Annotated in this window: 20 protein-coding genes; 4 read left to right on the top strand and 16 right to left on the bottom strand. The window is 33.8% G+C overall.

The annotated features are described in order from the left end of the window. Window positions 1–32: 32 nt before the first annotated feature. The gene (metE, locus tag CN692_RS01875) at window positions 33–2,330 is read left to right on the top strand and encodes a 5-methyltetrahydropteroyltriglutamate--homocysteine S-methyltransferase (RefSeq protein ID WP_098117304.1); all 2,298 of its coding nucleotides are present in this window, start codon (window positions 33–35) and stop codon (window positions 2,328–2,330) included. Between the two features lie 98 nt (window positions 2,331–2,428). Here metE and CN692_RS01870 read toward each other — a convergent pair whose 3' ends face one another. From CN692_RS01870 to CN692_RS01840, 7 genes are all read right to left on the bottom strand, one after another. Further along, complete coding sequence (locus CN692_RS01870) at window positions 2,429–3,037, bottom strand: TVP38/TMEM64 family protein (RefSeq protein ID WP_098117303.1); 609 nt, start codon at window positions 3,035–3,037, stop codon at window positions 2,429–2,431. Between the two features lie 519 nt (window positions 3,038–3,556). After that, entirely contained in the window at window positions 3,557–4,903 is a 1,347-nt protein-coding gene (locus tag CN692_RS01865; protein ID WP_098117302.1) for a UDP-glucose dehydrogenase family protein, read from the bottom strand. A 192-nt stretch (window positions 4,904–5,095) separates the two neighbouring features. Continuing rightward, window positions 5,096–5,404 (bottom strand): lipid-A-disaccharide synthase N-terminal domain-containing protein, encoded by a 309-nt coding sequence (locus tag CN692_RS01860; protein ID WP_098117301.1) that lies wholly within the window; start codon window positions 5,402–5,404, stop codon window positions 5,096–5,098. Window positions 5,405–5,477: 73 nt separating this feature from the next. Further along, window positions 5,478–6,182, bottom strand: a complete 705-nt coding sequence (locus tag CN692_RS01855; protein WP_098117300.1) for a glycosyltransferase family 2 protein — start codon at window positions 6,180–6,182, stop codon at window positions 5,478–5,480. Continuing rightward, window positions 6,175–7,194 (bottom strand): GDP-mannose 4,6-dehydratase, encoded by a 1,020-nt coding sequence (locus tag CN692_RS01850; RefSeq protein ID WP_257143953.1) that lies wholly within the window; start codon window positions 7,192–7,194, stop codon window positions 6,175–6,177. Before CN692_RS01850 ends, CN692_RS01855 begins: the two co-directional genes overlap by 8 nt. 171 nt (window positions 7,195–7,365) lie before the next feature. Further along, a complete protein-coding gene (locus tag CN692_RS01845; RefSeq protein WP_098117298.1) occupies window positions 7,366–7,803 on the bottom strand; it encodes a MarR family winged helix-turn-helix transcriptional regulator in 438 nt (145 codons plus the stop codon). Window positions 7,804–8,223: 420 nt separating this feature from the next. Further along, the gene (locus CN692_RS01840) at window positions 8,224–9,114 is read right to left on the bottom strand and encodes an AraC family transcriptional regulator (RefSeq protein ID WP_098117297.1); all 891 of its coding nucleotides are present in this window, start codon (window positions 9,112–9,114) and stop codon (window positions 8,224–8,226) included. Between the two features lie 125 nt (window positions 9,115–9,239). Here CN692_RS01840 and CN692_RS01835 point away from each other — a divergent pair, with 125 nt between their 5' ends. Beyond that, complete coding sequence (locus CN692_RS01835; RefSeq protein WP_098117296.1) at window positions 9,240–10,184, top strand: EamA family transporter; 945 nt, start codon at window positions 9,240–9,242, stop codon at window positions 10,182–10,184. A gap of 218 nt (window positions 10,185–10,402) precedes the next feature. Here the strand turns inward: CN692_RS01835 and CN692_RS01830 are convergent, their stop codons facing one another. The 6 genes from CN692_RS01830 to CN692_RS01805 all read right to left on the bottom strand — a co-directional run bounded on the left by CN692_RS01830 (window position 10,403) and on the right by CN692_RS01805 (window position 17,089). Continuing rightward, window positions 10,403–10,792 (bottom strand): YidH family protein, encoded by a 390-nt coding sequence (locus CN692_RS01830; protein WP_098117295.1) that lies wholly within the window; start codon window positions 10,790–10,792, stop codon window positions 10,403–10,405. Between the two features lie 102 nt (window positions 10,793–10,894). Further along, window positions 10,895–12,166: an MFS transporter gene (locus tag CN692_RS01825; protein WP_098117294.1), complete on the bottom strand. Its 1,272-nt coding sequence runs from the start codon at window positions 12,164–12,166 to the stop codon at window positions 10,895–10,897. Window positions 12,167–12,469: 303 nt separating this feature from the next. After that, on the bottom strand, window positions 12,470–12,826 hold the full coding sequence (locus tag CN692_RS01820) for a Rieske (2Fe-2S) protein (RefSeq protein WP_098117293.1): 357 nt from the start codon (window positions 12,824–12,826) through the stop codon (window positions 12,470–12,472). A 6-nt stretch (window positions 12,827–12,832) separates the two neighbouring features. Next, a complete protein-coding gene (locus CN692_RS01815; RefSeq protein ID WP_098117292.1) occupies window positions 12,833–13,930 on the bottom strand; it encodes an amidohydrolase family protein in 1,098 nt (365 codons plus the stop codon). Between the two features lie 115 nt (window positions 13,931–14,045). After that, window positions 14,046–15,443, bottom strand: coding sequence for an aldehyde dehydrogenase family protein (locus CN692_RS01810; protein ID WP_098117291.1), 1,398 nt, complete (start codon window positions 15,441–15,443; stop codon window positions 14,046–14,048). A 110-nt stretch (window positions 15,444–15,553) separates the two neighbouring features. Continuing rightward, the gene (locus CN692_RS01805) at window positions 15,554–17,089 is read right to left on the bottom strand and encodes a class I adenylate-forming enzyme family protein (RefSeq protein ID WP_098117290.1); all 1,536 of its coding nucleotides are present in this window, start codon (window positions 17,087–17,089) and stop codon (window positions 15,554–15,556) included. A gap of 317 nt (window positions 17,090–17,406) precedes the next feature. Between CN692_RS01805 and CN692_RS01800 the strand changes: the two genes are divergently transcribed. Beyond that, complete coding sequence (locus tag CN692_RS01800) at window positions 17,407–18,324, top strand: LysR family transcriptional regulator (RefSeq protein ID WP_098117289.1); 918 nt, start codon at window positions 17,407–17,409, stop codon at window positions 18,322–18,324. Between the two features lie 146 nt (window positions 18,325–18,470). Here CN692_RS01800 and CN692_RS01795 read toward each other — a convergent pair whose 3' ends face one another. The 3 genes from CN692_RS01795 to CN692_RS01785 all read right to left on the bottom strand — a co-directional run bounded on the left by CN692_RS01795 (window position 18,471) and on the right by CN692_RS01785 (window position 21,310). Next, a complete protein-coding gene (locus CN692_RS01795) occupies window positions 18,471–19,211 on the bottom strand; it encodes an esterase family protein (RefSeq protein ID WP_098117288.1) in 741 nt (246 codons plus the stop codon). Between the two features lie 17 nt (window positions 19,212–19,228). Beyond that, the gene (locus CN692_RS01790; RefSeq protein ID WP_098117287.1) at window positions 19,229–20,416 is read right to left on the bottom strand and encodes an ATP-grasp domain-containing protein; all 1,188 of its coding nucleotides are present in this window, start codon (window positions 20,414–20,416) and stop codon (window positions 19,229–19,231) included. A 63-nt stretch (window positions 20,417–20,479) separates the two neighbouring features. Further along, on the bottom strand, window positions 20,480–21,310 hold the full coding sequence (locus CN692_RS01785; protein ID WP_098117286.1) for an alpha/beta hydrolase: 831 nt from the start codon (window positions 21,308–21,310) through the stop codon (window positions 20,480–20,482). A 358-nt stretch (window positions 21,311–21,668) separates the two neighbouring features. Between CN692_RS01785 and CN692_RS01780 the strand changes: the two genes are divergently transcribed. Beyond that, on the top strand, window positions 21,669–23,075 hold the full coding sequence (locus CN692_RS01780) for a C69 family dipeptidase (RefSeq protein ID WP_098117285.1): 1,407 nt from the start codon (window positions 21,669–21,671) through the stop codon (window positions 23,073–23,075). Window positions 23,076–23,203: the final 128 nt, after the last annotated feature.

Here is a 23,203-nt window from a genome sequence, read left to right as displayed (position 1 = left end):
TACAAAATCAATCATATAAGGAGTGTATAAGAATGGTAAACAGTGTAAAAAGTTCAAATTTAGGTTATCCAAGAATTGGTGAAAAGCGCGAATGGAAAAAAGCACTTGAACAATTTTGGGCAGGTAAACTAGAAAAAGAAGATTTTTTAAAGCAAATTGAAGCGATTCGTTTGCAGCATCTTCAAAAGCAAAAAAATCAAGGTATTGACTTAATTCCAGTAGGTGATTTTAGCTTGTATGACCATGTTCTCGACACAGCTGTAATGTTCGGTCTTGTACCTAAGCGCTTTGAATATGCTAGAGGAAAAGTAACACTTGAAACTTATTTTGAAATAGCACGCGGTTCAAAAAGTGCAGTTGCATCTGAAATGACAAAATGGTTTAACACAAACTATCACTATATTGTTCCAGAATTGGGAGAAGTAGCACCTACTCTTGTCGATAACCGTCCACTACAATTTTATAAAGAGGCTAAACAAAAGCTTGGTATTGAAGGGAAACCAGTTATCTTGGGGCCAGTAACATTTGTAAAACTGTCTAAAGGATATAAAGAAACTGAGTTTAAAACGATTGTAAATCAATTTGTACCGCTTTATGCCGATCTATTACGAGAACTACAAACAGAAGGTGTGGAGTGGGTTCAAATAGATGAACCAATCTTATCTACATCTATTTCAAAAGAAGATGTTGCATTATTTAACGATATATATGAAACATTGCATGAAGCAGCACCTAATGTGAATGTGATACTTCAAACTTATTTTGAAAGCGTTGATTTCTACGAAGAAGTAGTTTCACTCCCTGTTCAAGGAATTGGTCTTGATTTTATTTATGATAACGGTCGAAACCTTGCTGCCATTAAAAAATATGGTTTCCCAAAAGATAAAGTACTTGCTGCTGGAGTGATTGACGGACGTAACATATGGCGTGCAAATCTTGATCATAAATATGCCCTTCTTGAAGAAATCACTGAGTTCGTTTCAAAGGATCAGCTTATTGTCCAACCTTCATCAAGCTTATTACATTCTCCTGTAACAGCGAAAAATGAAAGTACAATTGATGATGTGCTAAAGGATGCTCTATCGTTTGCTGATGAAAAATTAAATGAAATTTTTGTATTAGCAAAAGGTTTACAAGATGGGAAAGCTTCGATTCAAGCAGAAATTGAAGCAAGTACAAATGCAATTCAAGCATTAAATGAATCATCCGTTCGAAACAATAAACAAGTTCAGAAAGCCATTCAAAACTTGCATACGTATAGTGTGGAGCGTGAAGAATCCTATAAAGTTCGTCAAGCCATTCAAGAAAAGTCTTTCCAATTACCGCTTCTACCAACTACAACAATTGGTAGCTTCCCTCAAACACAGGAAGTAAGAGGTCAGCGTTCAAAATGGCGTAAAGGTGAATTAACGAATGCACAATATGAAGAGTATATTAATGCTGAAATCAAAAGATGGATTACGATTCAAGAAGAACTTGGCTTAGATGTGTTTGTACATGGTGAATTTGAACGAACTGATATGGTTGAATATTTTGGAGAAAAATTAGCTGGTTTCCAATTCACAAAATTTGGTTGGGTACAGTCATATGGCTCTCGTTGCGTAAAACCGCCACTTATTTATGGTGATGTGTCTTATCTAGAACCAATGACCGTTAAAGAATCCGTGTATGCCCAATCATTAACAACCAAGCCTGTTAAAGGCATGTTAACAGGTCCAATAACAATTTTAAACTGGTCATTTGTACGAGATGATATTTCACGTTACGATGTTGCAAATCAAATTGCACTTGCGCTTAGAACAGAAGTTGAAACACTTGAGAAAAACGGAATTCGTATGATTCAAGTCGATGAACCAGCAATTCGTGAAGGGCTACCATTAAAACGCGAAAACTGGGAAAGCTATCTGAAAGTTGCTGTTTATGCATTTAAACTTGCAACAGCTTCTGTACAAAACGATACACAAATTCATACTCATATGTGCTACTCAAACTTCGAAGATATTATCGATGCAATTAATGCGCTCGATGCTGACGTTATTTCGATTGAAACATCAAGAAGTCACGGTGAGCTAATTTTTGCTTTTGAAGAAAATACATACGATAAAGGGATCGGCCTTGGCGTATATGATATTCATAGTCCTCGTGTCCCAAAGGTTGAAGAACTCACAAGAAATATTGATCGTGCCCTTCAAGTAATCAATCCGAAGCTGTTCTGGATTAATCCTGATTGCGGTTTGAAAACGCGAGGTATTGATGAAACGGTTTCAGCATTAAAGGTGATGGTTGAAGCAGCTGAGCAAGCGAGAGAAAAGTTGTTTGTGAAAGAGTAATTAGATCATATATCAAGCGTTCAACGGAGTTTTTTAAGAGCTATAATTTATAATTAAAATAAGAAAACCACTGAAATGTTCCCAGTGGTTTTCTACTATTATAAGTGCATTTTCTCTCTCTGAATCGTAAATTTCTTTTCAACTTTTTTACCAACAAACCATAATAAAAATATAGCTACCAAAACTAGAATTGACTCAAGAGGTTCTTTGAAGAAATCATCTAAATCTTGACCAACAAAACTAATGAGCAATAATGCAACAAGTTTCCCCATTGCGAATCCAAATATATAGATACGAGGTCTGATTTTAGACATGGATGCAAAAATATTCGTTATGAAAGATGGGCAAAACGGGATGCAAAACCAGAGAAACACTGGACCAAATCCACTGTCATTTAACCAGTTCATACCAGAGTTCCCTTTCTTTTTCTTTTGAATAAAACGCTCTAGCCATCTTGCGCCAGTCATTTTTAATAAGAAGTACATTCCAGTTGTGCCTAAAACACTACCAACATAGGTTGCTAAAAATCCTGTCCAAAATCCGAACGCGTTGACGTTTGCAGCGCATATTGCCCCAAGTGGAATAATTCCCAAAAACGAATCAGCAAATGGAATCAATAACGCAATCAGAACACCTAAGTTTTTATGTACAGCTACGAAATGTTGTAATTGTTGAAATGATATCCACTGATAAATTTGAAGTTGCATTTAGGTTCTCCTTTCACGTTTAATTGTAAAATCATAAATTGTTTCTATTCATTCAAGTCGTCATATTAAATAGAATGATATTTCCACATTTTCTATTTTTAAAATCATCTCCATTATTTTCTTGAACACAATAAAATTCCATTTAAGTTAAATGTAAATGGAATAGCAATTTATCATCGACCATATATTCCCAACTCATTACTTGGGCAATATGGCCATCTTTTAATTTCCTTTTAATTACTTTAAAATTTTATAATGTTATCCGTTCCTGTTCAATAATCAATTTCCAACAATATGTTGGTTAGTATACAAAAACTTATAGATCTGTCGTATAAACCCAAAATGAGTTAAATCAAATAATGGTTAGAATGATTTTGTTGTCCCTTTAATCCGCTCAACTAGATTTCCAAAAAATGATTAAAAGGAGTAGACTCTAAGCCACTCCTTTTTTTAGTTTGTCATCTGTACCCAGGACTCTATATGTTTACTAGACACTTGTGAACTATAGTAATAATTCATTTAGTTATTCAATACTTGTTTGAAATCGTTTATAAAATCATATTTAAATGGCGAAATTTTCTGTCTCCCAATCGAATCATAAATGATGTTAGCTTTCTTAGCATTATTAAGATCATAACAGTTTCTTCCATCAAGAATAATTGGATTTCGCATTAATTTCATATAGTTTAATAGATCAAATTTTTTCACTTCATCCCACTCAGTAAGGATAAAACAAATATCTGCTCCTCTAATTGTTTCTTCAATGGTACTGTAATAATTTATGTGTTCAGGATATAATTTTTGAAAATTTTCTACTCCAACAGGATCCCAAGCTCTTACTTTCGCTCCTTCTTCAATCATAATAGGAATATTCATTAGCGATGGAGACTCTCTTAAATCATCCGTATTAGGTTTAAATGTAAGCCCAAGTACCGCAACTTCTAAACCTTTTAAGCTATCAAAATACTTTCTTGATTTATTTAGTAATATTAGTTTTTGATTTTCATTTACATCTATAGCAGCTTTAACAGTTTTCAACTCATATTGATAAGAATTAGCTTCCCGGTATAGTGCTTTTGTATCTTTTGGAAAACAAGATCCACCGTATCCTATTCCAGCGTTTAAGAACTTATTACCTATACGACTGTCCAAGCCAATCCCATAAGCAACTTCATCAATATTTGCTCCTGTGAATTCACAAAGATTTGCTATTTCATTAATATATGAAACTTTTAAAGCCAAAAAATTATTTGAAGCATATTTAATCATCTCAGCACTTTTGCGATTTGTAACGATGATGGCAGAATCAAAATCGATATATACTTCCCTTAAGATATCTTCTACAACTTTCTCTTCTACCCCAATAACGATTCTAGCAGGATTTAATGTATCAAGAACGGCTGTACCTTGAGACAAAAACTCTGGATTTGAAGCAATTCTTATCGTAACATTATTCTTTTTATTAGATTTTATTAATTCCTCAATCAGATCATTTGTTCCAACAGGTACCGTTGATTTAATTACCACTATACAGTCTTTTTCAACAAACATAGCTATTTGGATAACCGCTTCGTAAATGTAAGTTAAATTGACAGAACCATCTAGATTTTCTGGAGTTCCTACTCCAATAAATATAACATCCGCATCTTTAAAAGCTTGTTTATGATTTGTTGTAAAGCATAACCTCTCCATATTCTTTCGCATTAAATCTTCTAAATAAGGTTCATAAAAAGGAGACACGCCTGACTTCAATAAGGCTACTTTTCGATCATCCGTATCGATACAAGAAACTGTATGTCCTTTTTCCGCTAGACAAACCCCCGTTACCAAGCCAACGTATCCAGTTCCGACAACGGCAATTTCCATGTATTATTCACCCTTATCTTTTAAAATAATGATCTAAATAACATTCTAGTTATGAATACAGAACTAATAGTCTTATTCAGATTTTCACAAAAAGTATTAATACTCCAAAACGCATTTCATCTATAAAAAGATGTTCTCATTGTAATGATCAAAATAATAAAGATTGTTCTGACAACCTAATCGAAGAATTTTTTAACCACTAAGAGTTGATGTTTTATTCTCTTCATTCTTTTTATTATTCCCACGATAGATCATTACATTGCGTATATATACAAATACACTAGGGAGTTGACCGAGAATAAATACAGGGTCTTTACGATAAATAGCATAAATCGAAAGAATTATTGATCCTAGAATACTATATACCCAAAATGAAAAAGGAATTATTGTCTTTTTAGCCTTTTCACTAGCTAACCATTGAGTTAAAAATCGTAAGGAAAATAAGGCCTGACCAATAAATCCAAAAGTAATCCAAAGTAAATCTCTAGTTGATATAGTCATTTGATGAAACCCTCTCCTATCTCTTTCTTTTATCTGCTTTCATTAAAAAGTAAAGTAGAATCAGATAACAATCTTATGACTTAATTTTATATTGAATCACTCGTTTTTTTAGCCAGCCTATAACAACTGCATCCATTAGCCCTACAAAAGCTCTATTAAAAACTCCATACTTTGATACTCCATATTCTCTTTGTCTGTGGCTAACTTCGACCTCAATCACATTGAAACCATTCATTTTAGCTAAAGTTGGTAAAAACCGATGCATCCCTTCATGTAAATATAAACTGTGGGCAACCTCTCGTTTCATTAGTTTCATCGGACAACCAGTATCATAGATTATGTCGTTAGTTAACTTATTTCTAACACCATTTCCAATCCGAGAAGAGATCTTTTTAATATACGTATCTTGACGCTTTAACCTCATCCCGTTTGCGAAATCATATTCCTTCATATATGGCATTAAAGTGAGTATATCGTGAGGATCCGTTTGTAGATCTGCATCAATTAATGAAATATACTCTCCTTTAGCTTCCCTCATCCCAGCCCATAGTGCAGCAGTCTGACCACAATTTTTTTCGAAATAGATAGGCTTGACATGTGAATCTGCTTTTGACAATTGCTCAAGTAAATTTGCACTATTATCTTTACTACCATCATCAACTAGTATAATTTCATATTCTTTTATTTTGTCTTTTACTGCATTTGTGATCGATTGATAAAGATTTTTTATATTTTCTTCTTCATTATAAATTGGTGCTACAACAGATAATTTAGTCATATTTATCCCTCCTATACCATTTAATAAATTGCTTAATACCATCCTCAAAATTAGTATTCGGCTTATAACTAATTAATCTCTTTGCCTTCGAAATATCAGCATACGTTTTTTGAACATCACCTGGTTGAGTAGGTAGTTTTTCTAAAGTAGCCTTTTTACCTAATATATTCTCAATTGTAAAGACCATTTGTTTTAGGGTTATTGTCGTACTCTCACCTAAATTAATAATTTCATAAACATGACTATGTTCTTCTAAATATAGTAAAGACTTTTCCATTCCATCTATAATATCTCCAATATACGTATAATCCCTTTCTGATTGACCATCTCCATAAAAAGGAATGGGCTTTCCTTCGTCGATAAATTTCGTAAATTTATGAATTGCAAGATCAGGTCGTTGCCTTTCACCATAAACTGTGAAAAATCTAAGAAGCATCATATCGATCCCATATAGATGATGATATGTATGACAAATCACTTCACCACTTTTCTTTGTTGCTGCATATGGTGAAATAGCAAAATCTACATTATCATTTTCTGAAAAAGGTACAGTTTTATTATTTCCATATACAGAAGAAGATGATGCAAAAATTAATTTTTTGACATTATACTCTTTCATTAATTCTAAAAGTGTTAGTGTTCCTTGAATATTAACATCGATATAAATCTTTGGATCCTCTAGAGATGGTCTTACACCAGCATACCCAGCTAAGTGAATTACACAATCAATCGTTTCCTCCTGAAAAACAGTACCTAAGTTACCATAATCTCTAATATCAACCAAACATAAACGATAATTAGGTTGATCAACTATTTTAACTAAACGATTCAAATCTTCTGTTTTATTAAGAAACTCAAAATTCACATCCATTTGAGTGCTTTCAAGAACATTTTTAATCTTTATTTTGTAATCATAAAAGCTTGTGAAGCTGTCAATATTAATAACCCTATTCCCTTTCTTTATTAGTTGTTCACAAATATGCGAACCTATAAAGCCAGAGCCACCTGTCACAACATAAGTTTTAATATTAAGTCACCTCGATTACGTATATTAATTTGTATTATCTTTTAGACGAATAAAGTCCAACATTCTAATATGTTTCAAACTATTCTTAAAATTACAGGAATCACTTCATTTACAATTATTCTTCTAATCTTACAAAACGAGACCTGGAGATATTAACTATAGTTCAGCTGCTATAGTTGCAATCTTCTCAGTAATCTTTACAAATTGTAAAAGCTCATCTTCTTCAAAATTGAGCAGAATATTTTCAAACATTACTTTTCGATCCTGAATCACTAAATCTATCTTTTTTATCCCTTCTTCTGTTAACAAAATATTTACAACACGTCTATCTTTTTTATCATTCTCTCTATAAACTATGTTGTTATTTTCTAGACGGTCGATCATAAAAGATACCGCGCTAGGTTTAACTTCCAAGAATTCTACGATTTCGGACATTTTGCATCTTTTATGGTTTCGTAAGTAAATTAGTAAATGAAATTGTGTAGCTGTAACGCCATGGTGCTCCAAAGTATCTATTAACTTAGGCTGCATCGTTTGGATAGAAGCCTGAAGTGCAAATTGAATTCTTTCAATATATTCGTTCTTTCCTTCCAACTTATTCCCCCCTTTTATACATTTTATTATCGTTAAATTTTTAGTAGCATTAAAAATTAATTAATATTAAATTTTAATGCCCATTAATATTTAATGGGCATTAAATTTATATGTATACAATATAATAATCATCAATGTCTATTTTTTTTTGCTAAATTTCAGATTATTGCCTTTTTACTTACTCATGAACCCTTTATGAGTAACTATTTTTCAGATTTTTGCTCTTTCTCATACTCATGATCCCTACTTGAATATGTAATTTTCAGATTCTCATTATTTTACGAACACTTAAAGCGACCGATAAATAAACAACCAAAATCCTGGAAAATATATATAAGTTAACGAAACAACTCACATATTCTCGTTATAAAAATTATAAAAAATAGTCCATCAAATCTTTTAGATTCGATGGACTGTTTTTTATAGAGATCTAATTTTTTGTTTTTTGTATGCCAATGGTGTCATCTTCATCGACTTCCGGAATTTATCAATAAAATAGCTTGTACTGTTAAACCCCACTTGATAGGCAACATCAGTGACATTAGATTCTGGCTGTTGTAGTAATATTAAACTTTTTTGAATTCGATAAACGGTTACATAGTTCAAAGGTGTTGTCTTTAAAATTCGTTTGAAATATCGACAGCACTCAGATCGACTTAATTGACCAGCTCTTGCGATATCATCTAAAAGTATTTTTTCATTATAATGTGTGTGTATCCAGTTTATCATCTGCTTCATGCGATTACTCTTGACTACTACTGTCTGTTCGTACTCTAATTCAATTCCATTTATAATTAGGTTCTTCCAAATTAATGTAAGAAATAGGCTGACGTCGATTTCATAGAATGGTGAATTTTGTTTGATCAACTGTTTAATTTTCAAAATATAGTTCAAAATGGTATTCGCCCAAAGTTCCTTTGGATCTAAGAATAAATAAGGTAAATTAGTCGCTTGGAAATAAGGCTTTACATAAGTTGTATAAAGTTCTTGAGATAAAACGAAACTTGGAGAAACATTTATACATATATAGGCACAGTCTGAATTGTTTTTATCTTTTGCCATATGCAGACAACCACTATTTATAAATACACCCTCGCCCTCTTGAACAAAAATAATGTCTTCATTTATTTGAAAAATGGCTTCTCCATGTACAACGAAAACAAATTGAAATTCATCATGCCAATGAAGTGGAATATAACCATTTATGTTTTGGTTAATCGTTGTTTCGTAACAAGCAATTGGTAAAACTACGGTACGGTGTTCAGTTAATTCTTTAAAACTTTGGTCCACCATAAAATCTTTAATTTGCATTTTCCTGTATCCACCTCAATATCCTTACACTTTTTCATTCAATTTGAGTATTATTTCAAAGGTTTTCCACTTATCATTTAAAATATTATAACACTATTTTTATATTTCAAGATGGAGGATCAATCATGAATAGACGAAAGGGAATATTACTTGTAATCACGGGGGGAGTTTTTTGGGGGATTGGTGGTACAGTGGCAAAAAAGCTTTTTCAGCAGTATCAAATCGATGTAGATTGGCTAGTTACAATCCGTTTGCTCATAGCTGGAATCTTACTCTTAACTGTTCAATTTTTTGGAAAAGACCGTTCCCAAATCCTTAGGGTTTGGAAAAATGGAAGAACTGCAATTCAATTAATTATCTTCGGAGTACTGGGAATGCTTGCCGTTCAATACACTTACATGGCTTCCATTGAACATGGAAATGCTGCAGTTGCAACGCTATTGCAGTATTTAGCACCTGTTATGATTATCGTATATTTAATTCTCCGTAAACAAACTGCTATAACACGAAGAGATTTTTTCACTGTTTCTCTAGCTTTAGTTGGTTGTTTTTTCTTATTAACAAACGGCTCAATCTCTCAATTATCTGTCCCAACAATTGCAATAGCTTGGGGTGTTTTATCTGGAGTAGCTTTAGCATTTTACACTTTATTTGCGGTCCCATTACTGAAACAATTCGATTCACTTGTCATTGTCGGATGGGCTATGATTATCGGGGGTTTTGTATTAAGTTTTATCCATCCCCCTTGGCAAATGGACTATAAAAGCTTAACAATTGAGGCCTTTTTATATTTAGTCTTTATTATCATATTTGGTACGATGCTTGCATTTTGGTTCTATATTAAAAGTTTACAAAGTCTGCCACCTAAAGAATCAAGTCTTCTAGGAAGCGTTGAGCCACTAGCCGCTGTTTTAACCACGGTCTTTTGGTTAAAAGAACCTTTTGGTTTTTTCCAGTGGGTTGGTACAGCTTGTATCATTGGTATGATATTATTGTTAGCTCTGAATAAAGAGTCTACTTCAAACACTAGCCACCCCTCTAAAAATAAAGAACCCATGAAAGTTAGCTGAATCGAGGGGGTATTAAACTAAGCTGCCCATTTATTGCTATAAAAAATGCAACAAATAGGCAGCTCGGGATCTTCACATATGCATACGTTCGTATTATAAGGTCGGTCAGTTAAATTACTGGTTGGCCAATTTTTTTATAGTCTTTTTCAGCCTACACCATATAAACTGTTTCCCTTTAAACTTTTATACAAGATTCTTTATATATAGAAGAAAGTTGTTTAAAACAATCCCCATACATCTAAATAATAAGCACCAAAAATAATGAAAATAAGACTTAAAGCGACCGATAAATAAACAACCAAAATCCTGGAAAATTTAAATGTTTGATTATTAATATCATTTCCTTTTATAAAATAACTGATCGTTGAAATGATTAAGGCAAATATTCCTGCAATAATTGAAGATAATCCAATGATCTTTGATAAGGCATCATCCATTTTTGCATTAGAGGTTATCGTAGAAAAGTGAAGATTAGTAATTAAAAAGCCTACTCCCATAATCGTTATACTTGTTCTTACCCAAGCAAGATACGTTCTTTCATTTGCTAAATGCTGTTGTATATATTTGGAATCAATGGTTTCTTTCTGCTTTTCCAATGCGTTATTCATATTCATACCTCTATTTCCTGCTTGAAGTACTGATTTTATTTAAACGAATTTAACATTGCACTCTTCAGTATTACCACTTAGGTCACCCACGCATTCTATGACTTATATATTTACTAACTTACTATCACTTTCTGTTGAAACTGAATGTTTTTGCTTTCCAAAAAACAGAATGAAACATGCTGAAATTACCATAGCTATTGACGTTCCAAAAATAGACGAGTTAAAACCAGCAGCTGGATTAGTACCAGCGGATTCAATGAGCCTTCCAAAAACGATTGGAGCAACTATGCCTGCTGAAGTCAATATTCCGTAATAAGCTCCTGTCATTACACCTTTACGCTGTGGGAATAAACTTATTACCACTGTTGCATTAAGTGTAGTATTTGTAGCGACTAATGTATTCACAATAGAAAGAATAATGATAATAGAGATCTTTCCATTCACCAGAGGATATAAAAAGAGCATAAGTCCTGAAATAATCACGCCGGCAGCAGAAAATAGTGTTCGAGACTTCCACATATTTTGCGTTTTTTTGAAAATACGATCCGAAACGATTGCAAGTACAACTGAAAGAATGGCTCCGATTAATCCAGCAATGGCAATTACTTTACCTACCTGTTGTTCTGACATTCCCTTCACTTTCATTAAGTATGCGGGATTAAAGGTAAATCCAAATACAACATATCCATAAGTAATAAATGCCGTTAACGTTGTAAAAATAAAAATAGGAGATTTTAAAGCTTTCCATAAATCTTTTCTATTTATTTCTTGTTTGTTTTCCTGTTTACTCAATCTTTCATCAATTGATTCAGTTGATTTTTTTTGCACCAGAAAAAGCCAACAAATCAACCAAGCAAAACTAACTATACCTGAAACAAAAAATGCTTGTTTCCAACCGAATTTCGAAATTAGAAATAATACAATTGGAGCTGAAACTGCAAATCCTACAACGTTACCAAAATTTAGAATTGAAAGTGCAAATCCACGTGACTCGGGTTTAAACCATTTACTAATATGACTTACTGCTGTTGCATTGAACGGCCCTTCACCTGCTCCAAGTAATACTCTACTCACTAAAAGAAGTGGCATACTTGATACAAGCAACATCATAGACTGTGAGATTGTCCAAATAATCGCTAATAAAGCCAGTACTTTTCCGGTTCCAAAACGGTCTGATAAAGAAGAACCAATTATTCCAGCTATTGAAAACAACCAAAAAAAACTGCTTCCAACAATTCCAAACTGCGTGTATGTTAGATTCAAATCCTTCATAATATGAACTCCGGCTAAACCGGTAATTGATTTATCGGTAAAATTAATAATTGCCAAAATAAACAGCGCGAGTAAAATAACCCATTTCGTCCAATGTTTCATGTAAGCTCCTACCTTTCATAAAATATATTCACCATAAAAATTTGCAATTACGTCTAAGGAGAAAATAACCTGCTCCGTCCACTTTAGTAGATCATGATTGAGCAGGTTATTTTTATTCTCCCTACAATAAAGGAGCTACAAGATTAATAAAATAGTTGAAAATCATCTAAAAATTTATAACAATTAAGTCAGTTTTGTAAGGTTTTTAGAAATTATTAAGGTAGATATCGATAGTATAATTTTTTACGTGTTTTAGCAATTCGTTATTTCCTCCTACACTGACTCATTGTTACCTTTAATCTATTAAACTTCTACTAGTACAAGATCCTTTTCAACAACGACATTGTACGATTTAATATTTAATCTCTCTGTTTCAAAAAGAGCTTTACCGGTTTTCACATCCCATTCATAAGCATGTCTCGGGCATCTTATAATTTCATTACATTTCACAAAACCGGTTTTACCATTCGGTAAGCATTCAATCGTTCCATCTAAACGTTTTACGTCAACCAAATTGGCAGCCTGATGCGGACATAAAGCGCTGACCGCTGAAAACATGGCATTGCCTGTACAACATAATACCATTCTCTTTCCTGCTACTTTTATTTCTTTGATTTCACCTGGTTTCATCTCATTCGTTTTACCAACAATATGCAACAATTCAAGTCACACCTTTCCCTCAGAATCTAAACCATAAAATTCTCGTGGATTATCATACAGAATTCGTTGTTTCCATTCTTTTGGAAACACGCTTGGAAATGCGTGATACGGATCATCAAAGTCCCAATGTGGATAGTCTGATGCGAAACAAATCATTTCAGGGCCCAACATCTCAATCATTTGCATCATTTTCTTTGGATCTGGATCTTCCATTGGCTGTGAAGTAAATCGAAAATGTTCACGAACATATTCACTCGGTAACCGTTTAAGCCACGGCACCTCTCTACGGAATGAACGGTACGTCATATCGAGCCTCCACATTAATGGAACAGCCCAAGAAAAGCCACCTTCAATTAACATAATTTTTAGCTTAGGAAACTTCTCAAAAACCCCTTGAACAATCATATTGGACATTATACTTTGGTAGTTCTGTACTCGAGTCGTATACCAATCCATAAAATATTGATTATAGCCTAGCACCGACTTTGTTGCACCTGATAAATGGAAGCCAATCGGCAATCCATTTCTTTCAGCAGCTTCATAGATTGGATGATAAAACGGCTTACCCATTTCATCTGGAAAAACGGTAATCAAGACTTGAATCATTTGAGGGTGATTCCCTAATCGTTCAATTTCCTTTGCTGCAGCTATTGGATCATTCGCATTAATTTGAATAGATCCCCGCAAACGCGCATCTTGGTTGAGCCATTTATCAATTTGCCAATCGTTATAGGCTGTTGCCAGTGCATTTTTGAGGTGCGGCTGCGTATTTACATCTGATGGCCAAAATGACCCTGTGAGTATGCCATATTTTATATTATATTTATCTAATAACTGCTCCTTTAATAATCCCAAATCCGAACACGGCGGAGCACCATTTTCAGGCAATGCTTCTACCATTGCAACTCCCCCAGGAGTTGGCCAACCGTAAGGTAATCCAAGTGGCGACCACATACCTGGAACAATATATCTTCTCCATTGCTCATCTAGATATGGGAAAAGATCGGTATATTTTGGTAACATTTCATGAATATCGCAATCAATTACAGGTAAACCTTTTTTACTTTTTTTCGGTATTTTTTCAGTGATTGTAGTATGACTCATTTCATGTTTCACTCCTTTTTACCTCATTTCACTGCTATCTTAATCCGCATGTTAAACGCTTACATTTTTTTCAAACTCTTCCTATTTATGAAATAAATTTTTGAGAAAAGGTCGTTTATGTCATTTGCTGTAAAAGCATTTCTAGTTTTCCTTTATATGGTGCATGTGCAAAGTTCTCCATTGGGTTCGTTCCTACTGGAGCTTGGTAAAGAACTCCTCGTTCGTGGGAGAATTCCTTAAAGCCAAAAATTCCATGATATCTACCAATTCCACTTTCATTTACTCCACCAAAAGGCAGATTATGTTCCATGCAATGTTGGATTACATCATTCACCGTTGCACCACCCGATGAGGTTCTAGAAAGTATTGTGTCAACCACATGCTGATTCTCACTGAAAACGTAAAGAGCCAGAGGCTTAGGTCTAGAATTAATTTGGTCAATCACTTCATCCAAATTCTTATAAACTAGTACAGGCAAAATTGGACCAAAAATTTCTTCTTCCATGATTTTTGAGTCAAGAGGCACATCCGTCAATACAGTTGGATGGAACGTTTGTCCATCGGTAATGCCACCACATTGAATTGATGCTCCTTTTAAAACAGCATCCTCTACTAATCCTTGTAAGCGATTAAGATTCCTTTTATTAACAATCTTTGACAAATCTGCCTTATTAAGATTTCCTTGTTCGTAATAACTCTGTTGAATATACTCCTCCATTTTACGAACAAATTCTTCTTTTCGACTTTCCTTAATCCAAACATGGTCAGGAGTTAAACAAACTTGTCCAGCATTTAAAAATTTTCCGAATGCGATTCGAGGAACAATTTTCTCTAAATCAACATTTTCATCAATCACTACTGGACACTTCCCACCTAATTCAAGTGTAACGGATGCAAGATGTTTTCCAGCTGCCTGCATGACTTCTCGTCCCACATTTGTACTACCAGTAAAGAAAATATGATTAAATGGAAGCTCAAGCAATGTCTTGGCAACGTCAACTCCGCCTTCGATAATCACAACCTCTGATTCATCGAATACTTCGCTTACGATTTGGGCTGCAATACTGCTTGTAGCAGGAGTTATTTCAGACGGTTTTAAGGTACAAACATTCCCTGCACCAACCGCAGCTGCTAATGGTGAGAATAATAACATGAATGGAAAATTCCACGCTGAAAAAATAAGGCATTGACCTTTAGGCTCTGAAATAATCTTTGCTTTTGCTCCAACACTAGAAGACACAACTTCGACTGGCTCCATCCATTGATCCAGATTTTTAATTATGTTATCTAGATCTCCAATCACAGTCATTACTTCTAATGCAACAACTTCAAAAGAAGGCTTACCGAAATCTTGTTGCATTGCATCAATTAATTCCGGGACTTTACCAAGAATGGCAGCTTTTAATTTTTCCAACTTTTCCTTTCGTTCTTGAGCAGTCGTTTGTTTAACGACATGCTGGTGACGCTTTTGCAATTCAAACACATTTTGAAGATTCCGCTTTAGTTCATACATTTGAATAATCCTCCCTTTATATAATTAATGGTTTCTTGATAGTTCAAAAAAAACTTATAAACTACTCAAATATCATTTCAATTAATTGCTAGTAATCTTTTACTATTTTCTTAAAATGCGGTCGAGACCCCACTGATCATTTCTCTAAGCTGATATTTCGTCAGTTTACCAGAGGCATTTCTAGGTAAACTTTCTGTAAAAATCACTTTTTTCGGAACTTTATATCCAGCCAAGTGTTCTCTTGTAAATTCGACTATTTCTTTTTCGCTTATTTGCTCTCCCGCTTTCAGTACAACAACTGCAGTTACTAGTTCTCCCCACTTTTGATCTGGTGTTCCAATTACTGCTACGTCTACAATGCTTGGATGCATTGCTAGAACATTTTCTACTTCAATTGAATAAACATTCTCTCCACCGGAGATGATTAGATCTTTCTTTCGATCTACTAACTTAATATAGTTCCCTTCATCTCTAACAGCTAAATCTCCAGAATATAACCAACCATCTCGTATCGTTTCCGCTGTTGCGATCGGATTCTTATAGTATTCCTTCATAACGGTAGGTGCCTTTATAATTAACTCCCCTATTTCGCCTGGCTTTGTTGAATGTCCCTGTTCGTTCACAATATCAACGCTTGTATATGCCAATGCTTCTTTCCCAGTCATACCCGCATATTTCTCATGGTCTTTCGGATATAACATGATACCTGTTGGTCCAGTTTCAGTTTGACCACATAAACTATAAAATTGATTGGACCCAAAATAGTCTAAGCATTTTCTTACAAGATCCTCAGACATCGGTGCAGCTCCATACAAGTATTTTTCCATAGTGGATAAATCAAAATCATCTTGTTTAGGTATTTGTAAGAAAGCATCATACATCGTAGGTACTGCTATAAAACTAGTAATTTTGTATTTTCCGATATCAGTTAATATTTCTTTCGGATTAAAATCCCTGTAAATCACCAATGTACCACCTATATAAAATCCACTGATCATACTAATTAATAAAGCTGCGCCATGAAATAATGGTAAAAAGTTCATGAGTCTTTCCTGGTAATGATAGCCCAGTGAACTATTCAAGATTATGGCCACGTCTTTAACACGATTATGATCAAATAAAGCCCCCTTCGGAAAACCAGTTGTTCCAGACGTGTACATTATATGTAAATCATCTGTACCTAAAATCTCAATTTCTGGATTCTCATGATTAGGTGAAAATATAGTTGCTACAGATTGGAAAGCCTCGTTACCTGCATGCGGTACAGAAAAGAGATTTTGTAATTGGACTTGGTTTCCAACTGCTTGTAGAATTACCTCTTCAAAATCAGTATCGGCAATAATATGTTTAGTATCTGAATTTGTAATAATATAGTTTAGTTCTTTAGATCGTAAACGGAAGTTTATTGGAACAAGCACTGCTCCAATTTTTGCACAAGCGTAATATGCTAAAGCAAAGTAATCGGAATTTTTCATCATCAGAGCAACTTTATCACCCTTGGAAACCCCTCTGTCTTTTAAACCATGTGCCAGTTGATTGATTTTCTTATTAAATTCATCATACGTATACTTTCGATTTTGATAAATGATTGCTTCTTTTTCAGGATGCCTACGTGAATTTACTTCTAACACATTTACAATGTTAATAGACTTGTTCCTCCTTTTGAAATTTAATTTTATTTAAATTTTAAATGAAACCATTATTAAATTTTCTAATGGAACTAGTAAATAAATTACAGTATACTTTTAATTGTCAATATTCATTTTTTCGAACATTAAACGACATTTTTTCATTTCGACTTACTAAACTGAACAAAAGACGCTACATATCAGAGCACAAACTAAATTTACATAATATTATGAATTTTTATAAATTTATTATATAACTCTGATAAAACGTAAGAAAAGATGGACTTTTTAATAGTGATATCAGTTTTTGTGATATTAATAGAGGGGGTTTTACAATGCAAATTGGAAAGTTAGAGCATCTAATTGAGGTGGCAAAAACTGAATCAATCTCTTTAGCTTCACAAAATTTACATTCTAGCCAGTCAGGGATTAGTCAGTCAATTGCTAGGATCGAAGACGAGTTAGGGATCGAAATATTTAAACGCACTCGTTTTGGTGTTATACCAACAGAAAAAGGAAAGATAATTATTAACAAGGCAAATGAAGTCTTAATGAAATATCAAGAATTACTAGAAGCAGCAGGTATATTAAATTCATCTATTTCATGTAATTGGCAATTGTCAGCTACTCCAATTTGGATGACTCAGTTGTTATATTTAGTGTTATCGTACAATAAGACTTATCCGAATGTTAATATTGAAATTTCAGAAAAAAAACCATTAGAAATCATAAATGATGTTCTCCAAAATAAAATTGAGTTTGGATTAATTCAGGCATATCAGAATACAATCCCTAAAAATGAAAAATTGATTTTCGAAGTCTTACTAGAGAAAAAAATGAAAGTATATGTTGGGCAAAACTCACCTTTGCTTCACCTTAAAAAAGTAACACCTAATGATCTAATAAATTATTCTCTAGTTTTATATAATGATGAAAACATTTTACGATTTACAAACAATTTTTTCATACAGCATCAACCTATGAATATACTACTTACTTCCAACAATCCAGAAATTATTAAAAAATCAGTAGCTGAAGGTTTAGCAATTTCATTCGCACCAGGATTGATGCGTACTGATCCTTATGTTTTAAACGGAGAAATTGTTCCACTTGAAATTAGCGATTATGAAGCTGAACATATTTCATTAGGTTATATTAGATTAGCAAAAAAAGAACTTTCAAATATTACAAAGGAATTTCTCCAGTTAATCAAAACTAGGTTTAAAAATGGAATTGAGTTAGCAGATGACTAATGTGCTTTTCAAAGTGATTTAGTATTATTTTAGACAATCTCTTATAAATATAAAAAAGAGGATGCCCCTTGCACACTTTTGGGACATCCTCATTTTATTTATCGAAGCCGACCAGTAAGCCAACTGTACTGATGTGTGTTCGAAATTTATTTAAATAATTCCCCTAAATAATAAGGCATTTGGCGTCGCCACCACACCCAATCATGTGAAACATCTTCGCCCCACTCATCAAACCATGCTTTAATTTGTTTTTCTTCAAAGGCTTCTTTTAATGTAAGGTATGAGGGCAGACCATCCTGTTCCCAATCCCCCCGACCGGTACAAATAATGATATCTGCTGAACGATATCGATCAATAAACCAGCCGTCATTTTGATGCCATATGTAATCACTCGGTGAATTTTCATATACAAGTGGATCATTTCCGTAATCCCCAAAAAAGAAACGCACATCGTAAACACCGCTAAGTGCAACGGTTGTTTGGAAGACATCCGGATGTCTTAAGAAAAAGTTCAACGCATGATATGCCCCCATACTACAACCTGTTGTCATCATTGGATCAAACCAATCTGTTTTATGTTTAATAAATGGAATTGCTTCTGAAATCACATAACGGTCATACGCTTCATGAGCTAATGCACGGTCATGCACCGATTTTGAGTCGTGTAGCCAACTTTCGCTATCAACACTAGCCAATGTAAAAAACTGAACTTTTCCGGATTCAATAAATTCCTGACATACATCAATCATTCCAAAATTATTGTATTCAAAATGCGTCCCTCCGGAAGAAGGAAAAACTAAGATTGGCATGCCACTGTATCCATATCTGTTCATCGGCATTTCACGTCCTAATTCGCCACTCCAATGGGTTAACTGTTCAATATGCATCGAAAAATCTCCTATCTCTATACGTTTACAAGGTTGTTTTTTGTTCGTTCATGTACAAAACCGATAATGTCATCGACTTCTTCCTGGGAATCTGCATTAATCGCATAAAATTGATTTCCTTGAAGGTGGGCAAATGCTTCTGGTATTCGCTGTTCAAACTTCACACGGTCACCAAATCGTTCATAAATAGCATCCGTATCATGTTTATATTCATAGGCATCGCGCTGTGTTACACCTATACAAAACTGGTTTTCAGCATCTGGCTCCTTAAATTCTCCTCCAGTCACAATAGAGGCATACTGAGCAAATAAATCGATTGAGTACGCGAAATTGTACATATCGATCGTGTAGCCGCCAGCTAAGCGGTTATTATATTCAAGTGCAACATAACTTCCATCTTCTAATTTAAAAAACTCAATATGGAAAAAGCGTTCTTTCATCCCAAAAGCTTCCACAATCTCCTTTCCATAAATCTCAAGCTTTGGATCAATTTCTTTTTGAATCACGTAAGCTAAATCCAACTGATCCTTAACAAGTTCCAGAGTTGGCACATTATATGTAAAGCTTGTTTGGAAAACAATATTCCCTTTCTGATCCACTAAACCATCAAATGTACAAAGTACGCCACCTTCGACATAAGGTTCTAAGAAGTAGACCTGTTCTTCGCTCCATTCTTCTTCAAATTGACGTACAGCCTCTTCTGAACATAATTTAAAGGTTGCAGCTGTTCCAACTCCATTATCTGGTTTAGCAATAACTGGCAAACCTAATTGATCAATGGCTTTAGATAAATCCTTTTTAGTTTTAACGATTTTTCCATCTACAACAGGCACACCTGCTTTTTTAAACAGCTTCTTCATTTCAGATTTATATTTAACTTTTTTCAAGTCACTCGTTTTATTCCCATACACATTAAATTGCTCACGTAACTGCGCATCAAGTTCTAGCCAATATTCGTTATTTGATTCAATACGATCAATTGGTCCATGTTTATGAAATAAAAATGCAACAGCACGTTTCACTTCATCTATATCTTCTAAATTATTCACACGATAATATTCTGTTAGAGAGTTTTGTAATTCGGAACCTAATTGGTCATATAACTCTTCGCCAATTCCTAAAACATTGACCCCTTCGTCTTTTAATCGATGAGCAAATGCCTGAAAATTACTTGGATAAAAAGGTGATATCAAAATATAATTCATTAAAAAGCTCCTCTCGCTATATAAAAAATTAATTCATATTTCACAACTAAGGTACAAGTTCATTCAAGACCACTTTTCACTTAAGAAACGTAAACATTCTGGCAAGTGTTTTGCCCAAGCTTTTTCATCATGTTCTTCATCCGCAAAAATATTTAAACAAATATTATCAATCGGAACAGAACCTTTCATTAGTTGTTTATAATACTTAAGCGAACAATCGATATATGCTTGTTTCATATTGCCATACATCAATTTCCGATCGGTATCATCGCCTTCTTGGGTCCCAACTTGAATGTACACGCGTTGATCGGGATCCAACTCTTCACTAGCAATATAACTGTCAAAGTCTTTACTTGTAATCCAATTGGCTAAAGAAAAAATGCCTAGACAACCAATTTGATTTTTATATTCAATCCCCATAAAAGACGAAATATTTCCTCCAAGTGAACTGCCAATCATCGCTGTATGATATTTATCCGATTTAGTTCGATATTGCTGATCGATAAACGGCTTCACGACTGTCATGACGAACTTAGCAAACTCCACGCCTTTTCCGCCTAATTCAATATCTTCAGGAAGTGGACTTTCAGTAATTTTCCAAGGCGTATATTCATTAATTCGATCATTTTCAGCGTTATCAATCCCAACAACAATCATCTTAGGTAAATCAGGGTTTAATTTAATTGCCGGAATAACTTTCCATGAATAACCGCTATAAGATTCGCTACTGTAGAAAATATTTTGTCCATCATGAAAATAGACAACTGGATAATTTTCAGCCTCATCTTTATCATAATTTTTCGGCAATAAAACACGTACACGACGTTTTTCATTTTTATAAGACATATCCAATTGATGTGTTTCAAGCTTTAAATAAAAATAGGATTGATTCATTTTATCTTCCTCGCTCCTTTGAAATTGCATTAATTATTGGCCAGTTACTAACTCGGTCTATAAATGCAATTTGTAACTAATTCAACGTAAATAAATTAGATTCCTTCTTGAAATATCCTGCTAGTTAGCTCTAGAAGTATGTTTTAATAAATAAATACTTTATAATCAGATTATCTTTTATGAATTAGGATGATTTTTATGATGACCGTAAAGGATTTATTTCAATTGTCCGTAAAAAATGATTTTAAATAGATCAATAAACTACTTATCTATTTTAATGAGAACGGAAATTTCTGTGAAATGAGTTAACTAGTTTCTATACTGTACCTTAAAATAAGAAAAAAATGAGGAATGCAAAATGAAAAGGAAAATTGGATCATGTACTACTATCTTGGTTGGTAAAAACGCATCTATTGATGGCTCTACCTTAATTGCACGAAATGAAGATGGAAGTGGTGAATCATTAAACCCACAAAAATTTGTAGTGATTAATCCAGAAGACCAACCGAAAGTCTTCCATTCAGTTGTTAGTGGTGTGGAGATACCACTACCTGACAATCCACTACGTTACACGTCAACTCCAGATGCTAACGATGCCTATGGAATTTGGGCAGGTGGTGGTATCAATAGTAATAACGTCGCAATGACTGCTACTGAAACGATTACTACGAATGCTCGTATTTTGGGGATTGATCCATTAGTAAAAAGCGGAATTGGAGAGGCTGACATTCTGACAATTGTTTTACCTTATATTCATTCTGCTAAAGAAGGTGTAATTCGTTTAGGAGAATTATTAGAAAGATATGGAACATATGAGTCAAATGGTATTGCTTTTGCTGACAAAGATGAAATTTGGTATTTAGAAACAATTGGAGGACATCATTGGGCAGCAGTACGAATTCCAGATGACGCTTACGTTATTGCACCAAATCGTTTGAATATTGATCATTTTGACTTTGATTCTAAAGACACTCTATATTCAACCGATTTACCAGAACTTATTGAAAAATATCATTTAAATCCTGATTTTAATCAAGTAAATTTACGACATATTTTTGGTAGTGCTACAATTAAAGACACTCGATATAATAACCCTAGAGCTTGGTATATCCAAAAATACTTCAATCCAGAGATTGAGAAATCACCTTCAGACCATGACTTACCTTTTATTTGTCATGCGAACCGCAAAATTTCTGTAGAAGATATCAAGTGGACATTAAGTTCACATTTTCAAAACACTCAATTTGATCCTTATGGAAAAGGGAATGAAGCTGAAAAACACTTATTTCGTCCTATTGGAATCAATCGAAACCAAGGAACACATATTTTGCAAATTCGAAATGATGTGCCGGCAGAAATCGCAGGCGTTCATTGGCTAGCTTTTGGTCCTAATACGTTCAATGCTATGATTCCTTTTTATGCGAATGTTTCCACCACACCTGCTTGTTATCATAATACGACAGAAACTTTTGATCCTAATACGATCTATTGGTTAAGTAGAACAATTGCGCTTATCGGAGACGCTAATTATGACTTATACAGTGACCTTGAGGCTAGTTTTGAACAAAACACTGTTGCTGCTTGTCGTGCAATCCAGATAAGAACAGATCAAGAGGCTATCAATCGAAAAGATATCCTTACCTATTTAGAAGGCGCTAATGAACAAATGGCCGAGCTTTCTCTAAATAATACATTAAAGCTCTTAGGAAACATGGTAGGTTTAGGTTCTGCACAAATGAAATTGCGTTATTCATTAAATGACTAGAGAACAAAAGATATAACTAAAAGCCACAAGGAAAATTAATTACCTTGTGGCTTTCTATATTTTTATAGGGAAGATTGTACTAAAAAGTTTATTAATTTTTAGTAAAAAGGGGGTTTATCCGAAACACC

Origin of the sequence: Bacillus sp. AFS002410, from assembly GCF_002556365.1 — a bacterium.
GTDB lineage: Bacteria > Bacillota > Bacilli > Bacillales > Bacillaceae_G > Gottfriedia.
This window is presented reverse-complemented; position numbering and strand designations above follow the sequence as displayed.

Excerpts from the sequence above, each read along its gene's own strand:
- metE (WP_098117304.1), top strand. The coding sequence starts at position 33 with ATGGTAAACAGTGTAAAAAGTTCAAATTTAGGTTATCCAAGAATTGGT.
- CN692_RS01870 (WP_098117303.1), bottom strand. The coding sequence starts at position 3,037 with ATGCAACTTCAAATTTATCAGTGGATATCATTTCAACAATTACAACAT.
- CN692_RS01865 (WP_098117302.1), bottom strand. The coding sequence starts at position 4,903 with ATGGAAATTGCCGTTGTCGGAACTGGATACGTTGGCTTGGTAACGGGG.
- CN692_RS01860 (WP_098117301.1), bottom strand. The coding sequence starts at position 5,404 with ATGACTATATCAACTAGAGATTTACTTTGGATTACTTTTGGATTTATT.
- CN692_RS01855 (WP_098117300.1), bottom strand. The coding sequence starts at position 6,182 with ATGACTAAATTATCTGTTGTAGCACCAATTTATAATGAAGAAGAAAAT.
- CN692_RS01840 (WP_098117297.1), bottom strand. The coding sequence starts at position 9,114 with ATGCAAATTAAAGATTTTATGGTGGACCAAAGTTTTAAAGAATTAACT.
- CN692_RS01835 (WP_098117296.1), top strand. The coding sequence starts at position 9,240 with ATGAATAGACGAAAGGGAATATTACTTGTAATCACGGGGGGAGTTTTT.
- CN692_RS01830 (WP_098117295.1), bottom strand. The coding sequence starts at position 10,792 with ATGAATAACGCATTGGAAAAGCAGAAAGAAACCATTGATTCCAAATAT.
- CN692_RS01825 (WP_098117294.1), bottom strand. The coding sequence starts at position 12,166 with ATGAAACATTGGACGAAATGGGTTATTTTACTCGCGCTGTTTATTTTG.
- CN692_RS01815 (WP_098117292.1), bottom strand. The coding sequence starts at position 13,930 with ATGAGTCATACTACAATCACTGAAAAAATACCGAAAAAAAGTAAAAAA.
- CN692_RS01810 (WP_098117291.1), bottom strand. The coding sequence starts at position 15,443 with ATGTATGAACTAAAGCGGAATCTTCAAAATGTGTTTGAATTGCAAAAG.
- CN692_RS01800 (WP_098117289.1), top strand. The coding sequence starts at position 17,407 with ATGCAAATTGGAAAGTTAGAGCATCTAATTGAGGTGGCAAAAACTGAA.
- CN692_RS01795 (WP_098117288.1), bottom strand. The coding sequence starts at position 19,211 with ATGCATATTGAACAGTTAACCCATTGGAGTGGCGAATTAGGACGTGAA.
- CN692_RS01790 (WP_098117287.1), bottom strand. The coding sequence starts at position 20,416 with ATGAATTATATTTTGATATCACCTTTTTATCCAAGTAATTTTCAGGCA.
- CN692_RS01785 (WP_098117286.1), bottom strand. The coding sequence starts at position 21,310 with ATGAATCAATCCTATTTTTATTTAAAGCTTGAAACACATCAATTGGAT.
- CN692_RS01780 (WP_098117285.1), top strand. The coding sequence starts at position 21,669 with ATGAAAAGGAAAATTGGATCATGTACTACTATCTTGGTTGGTAAAAAC.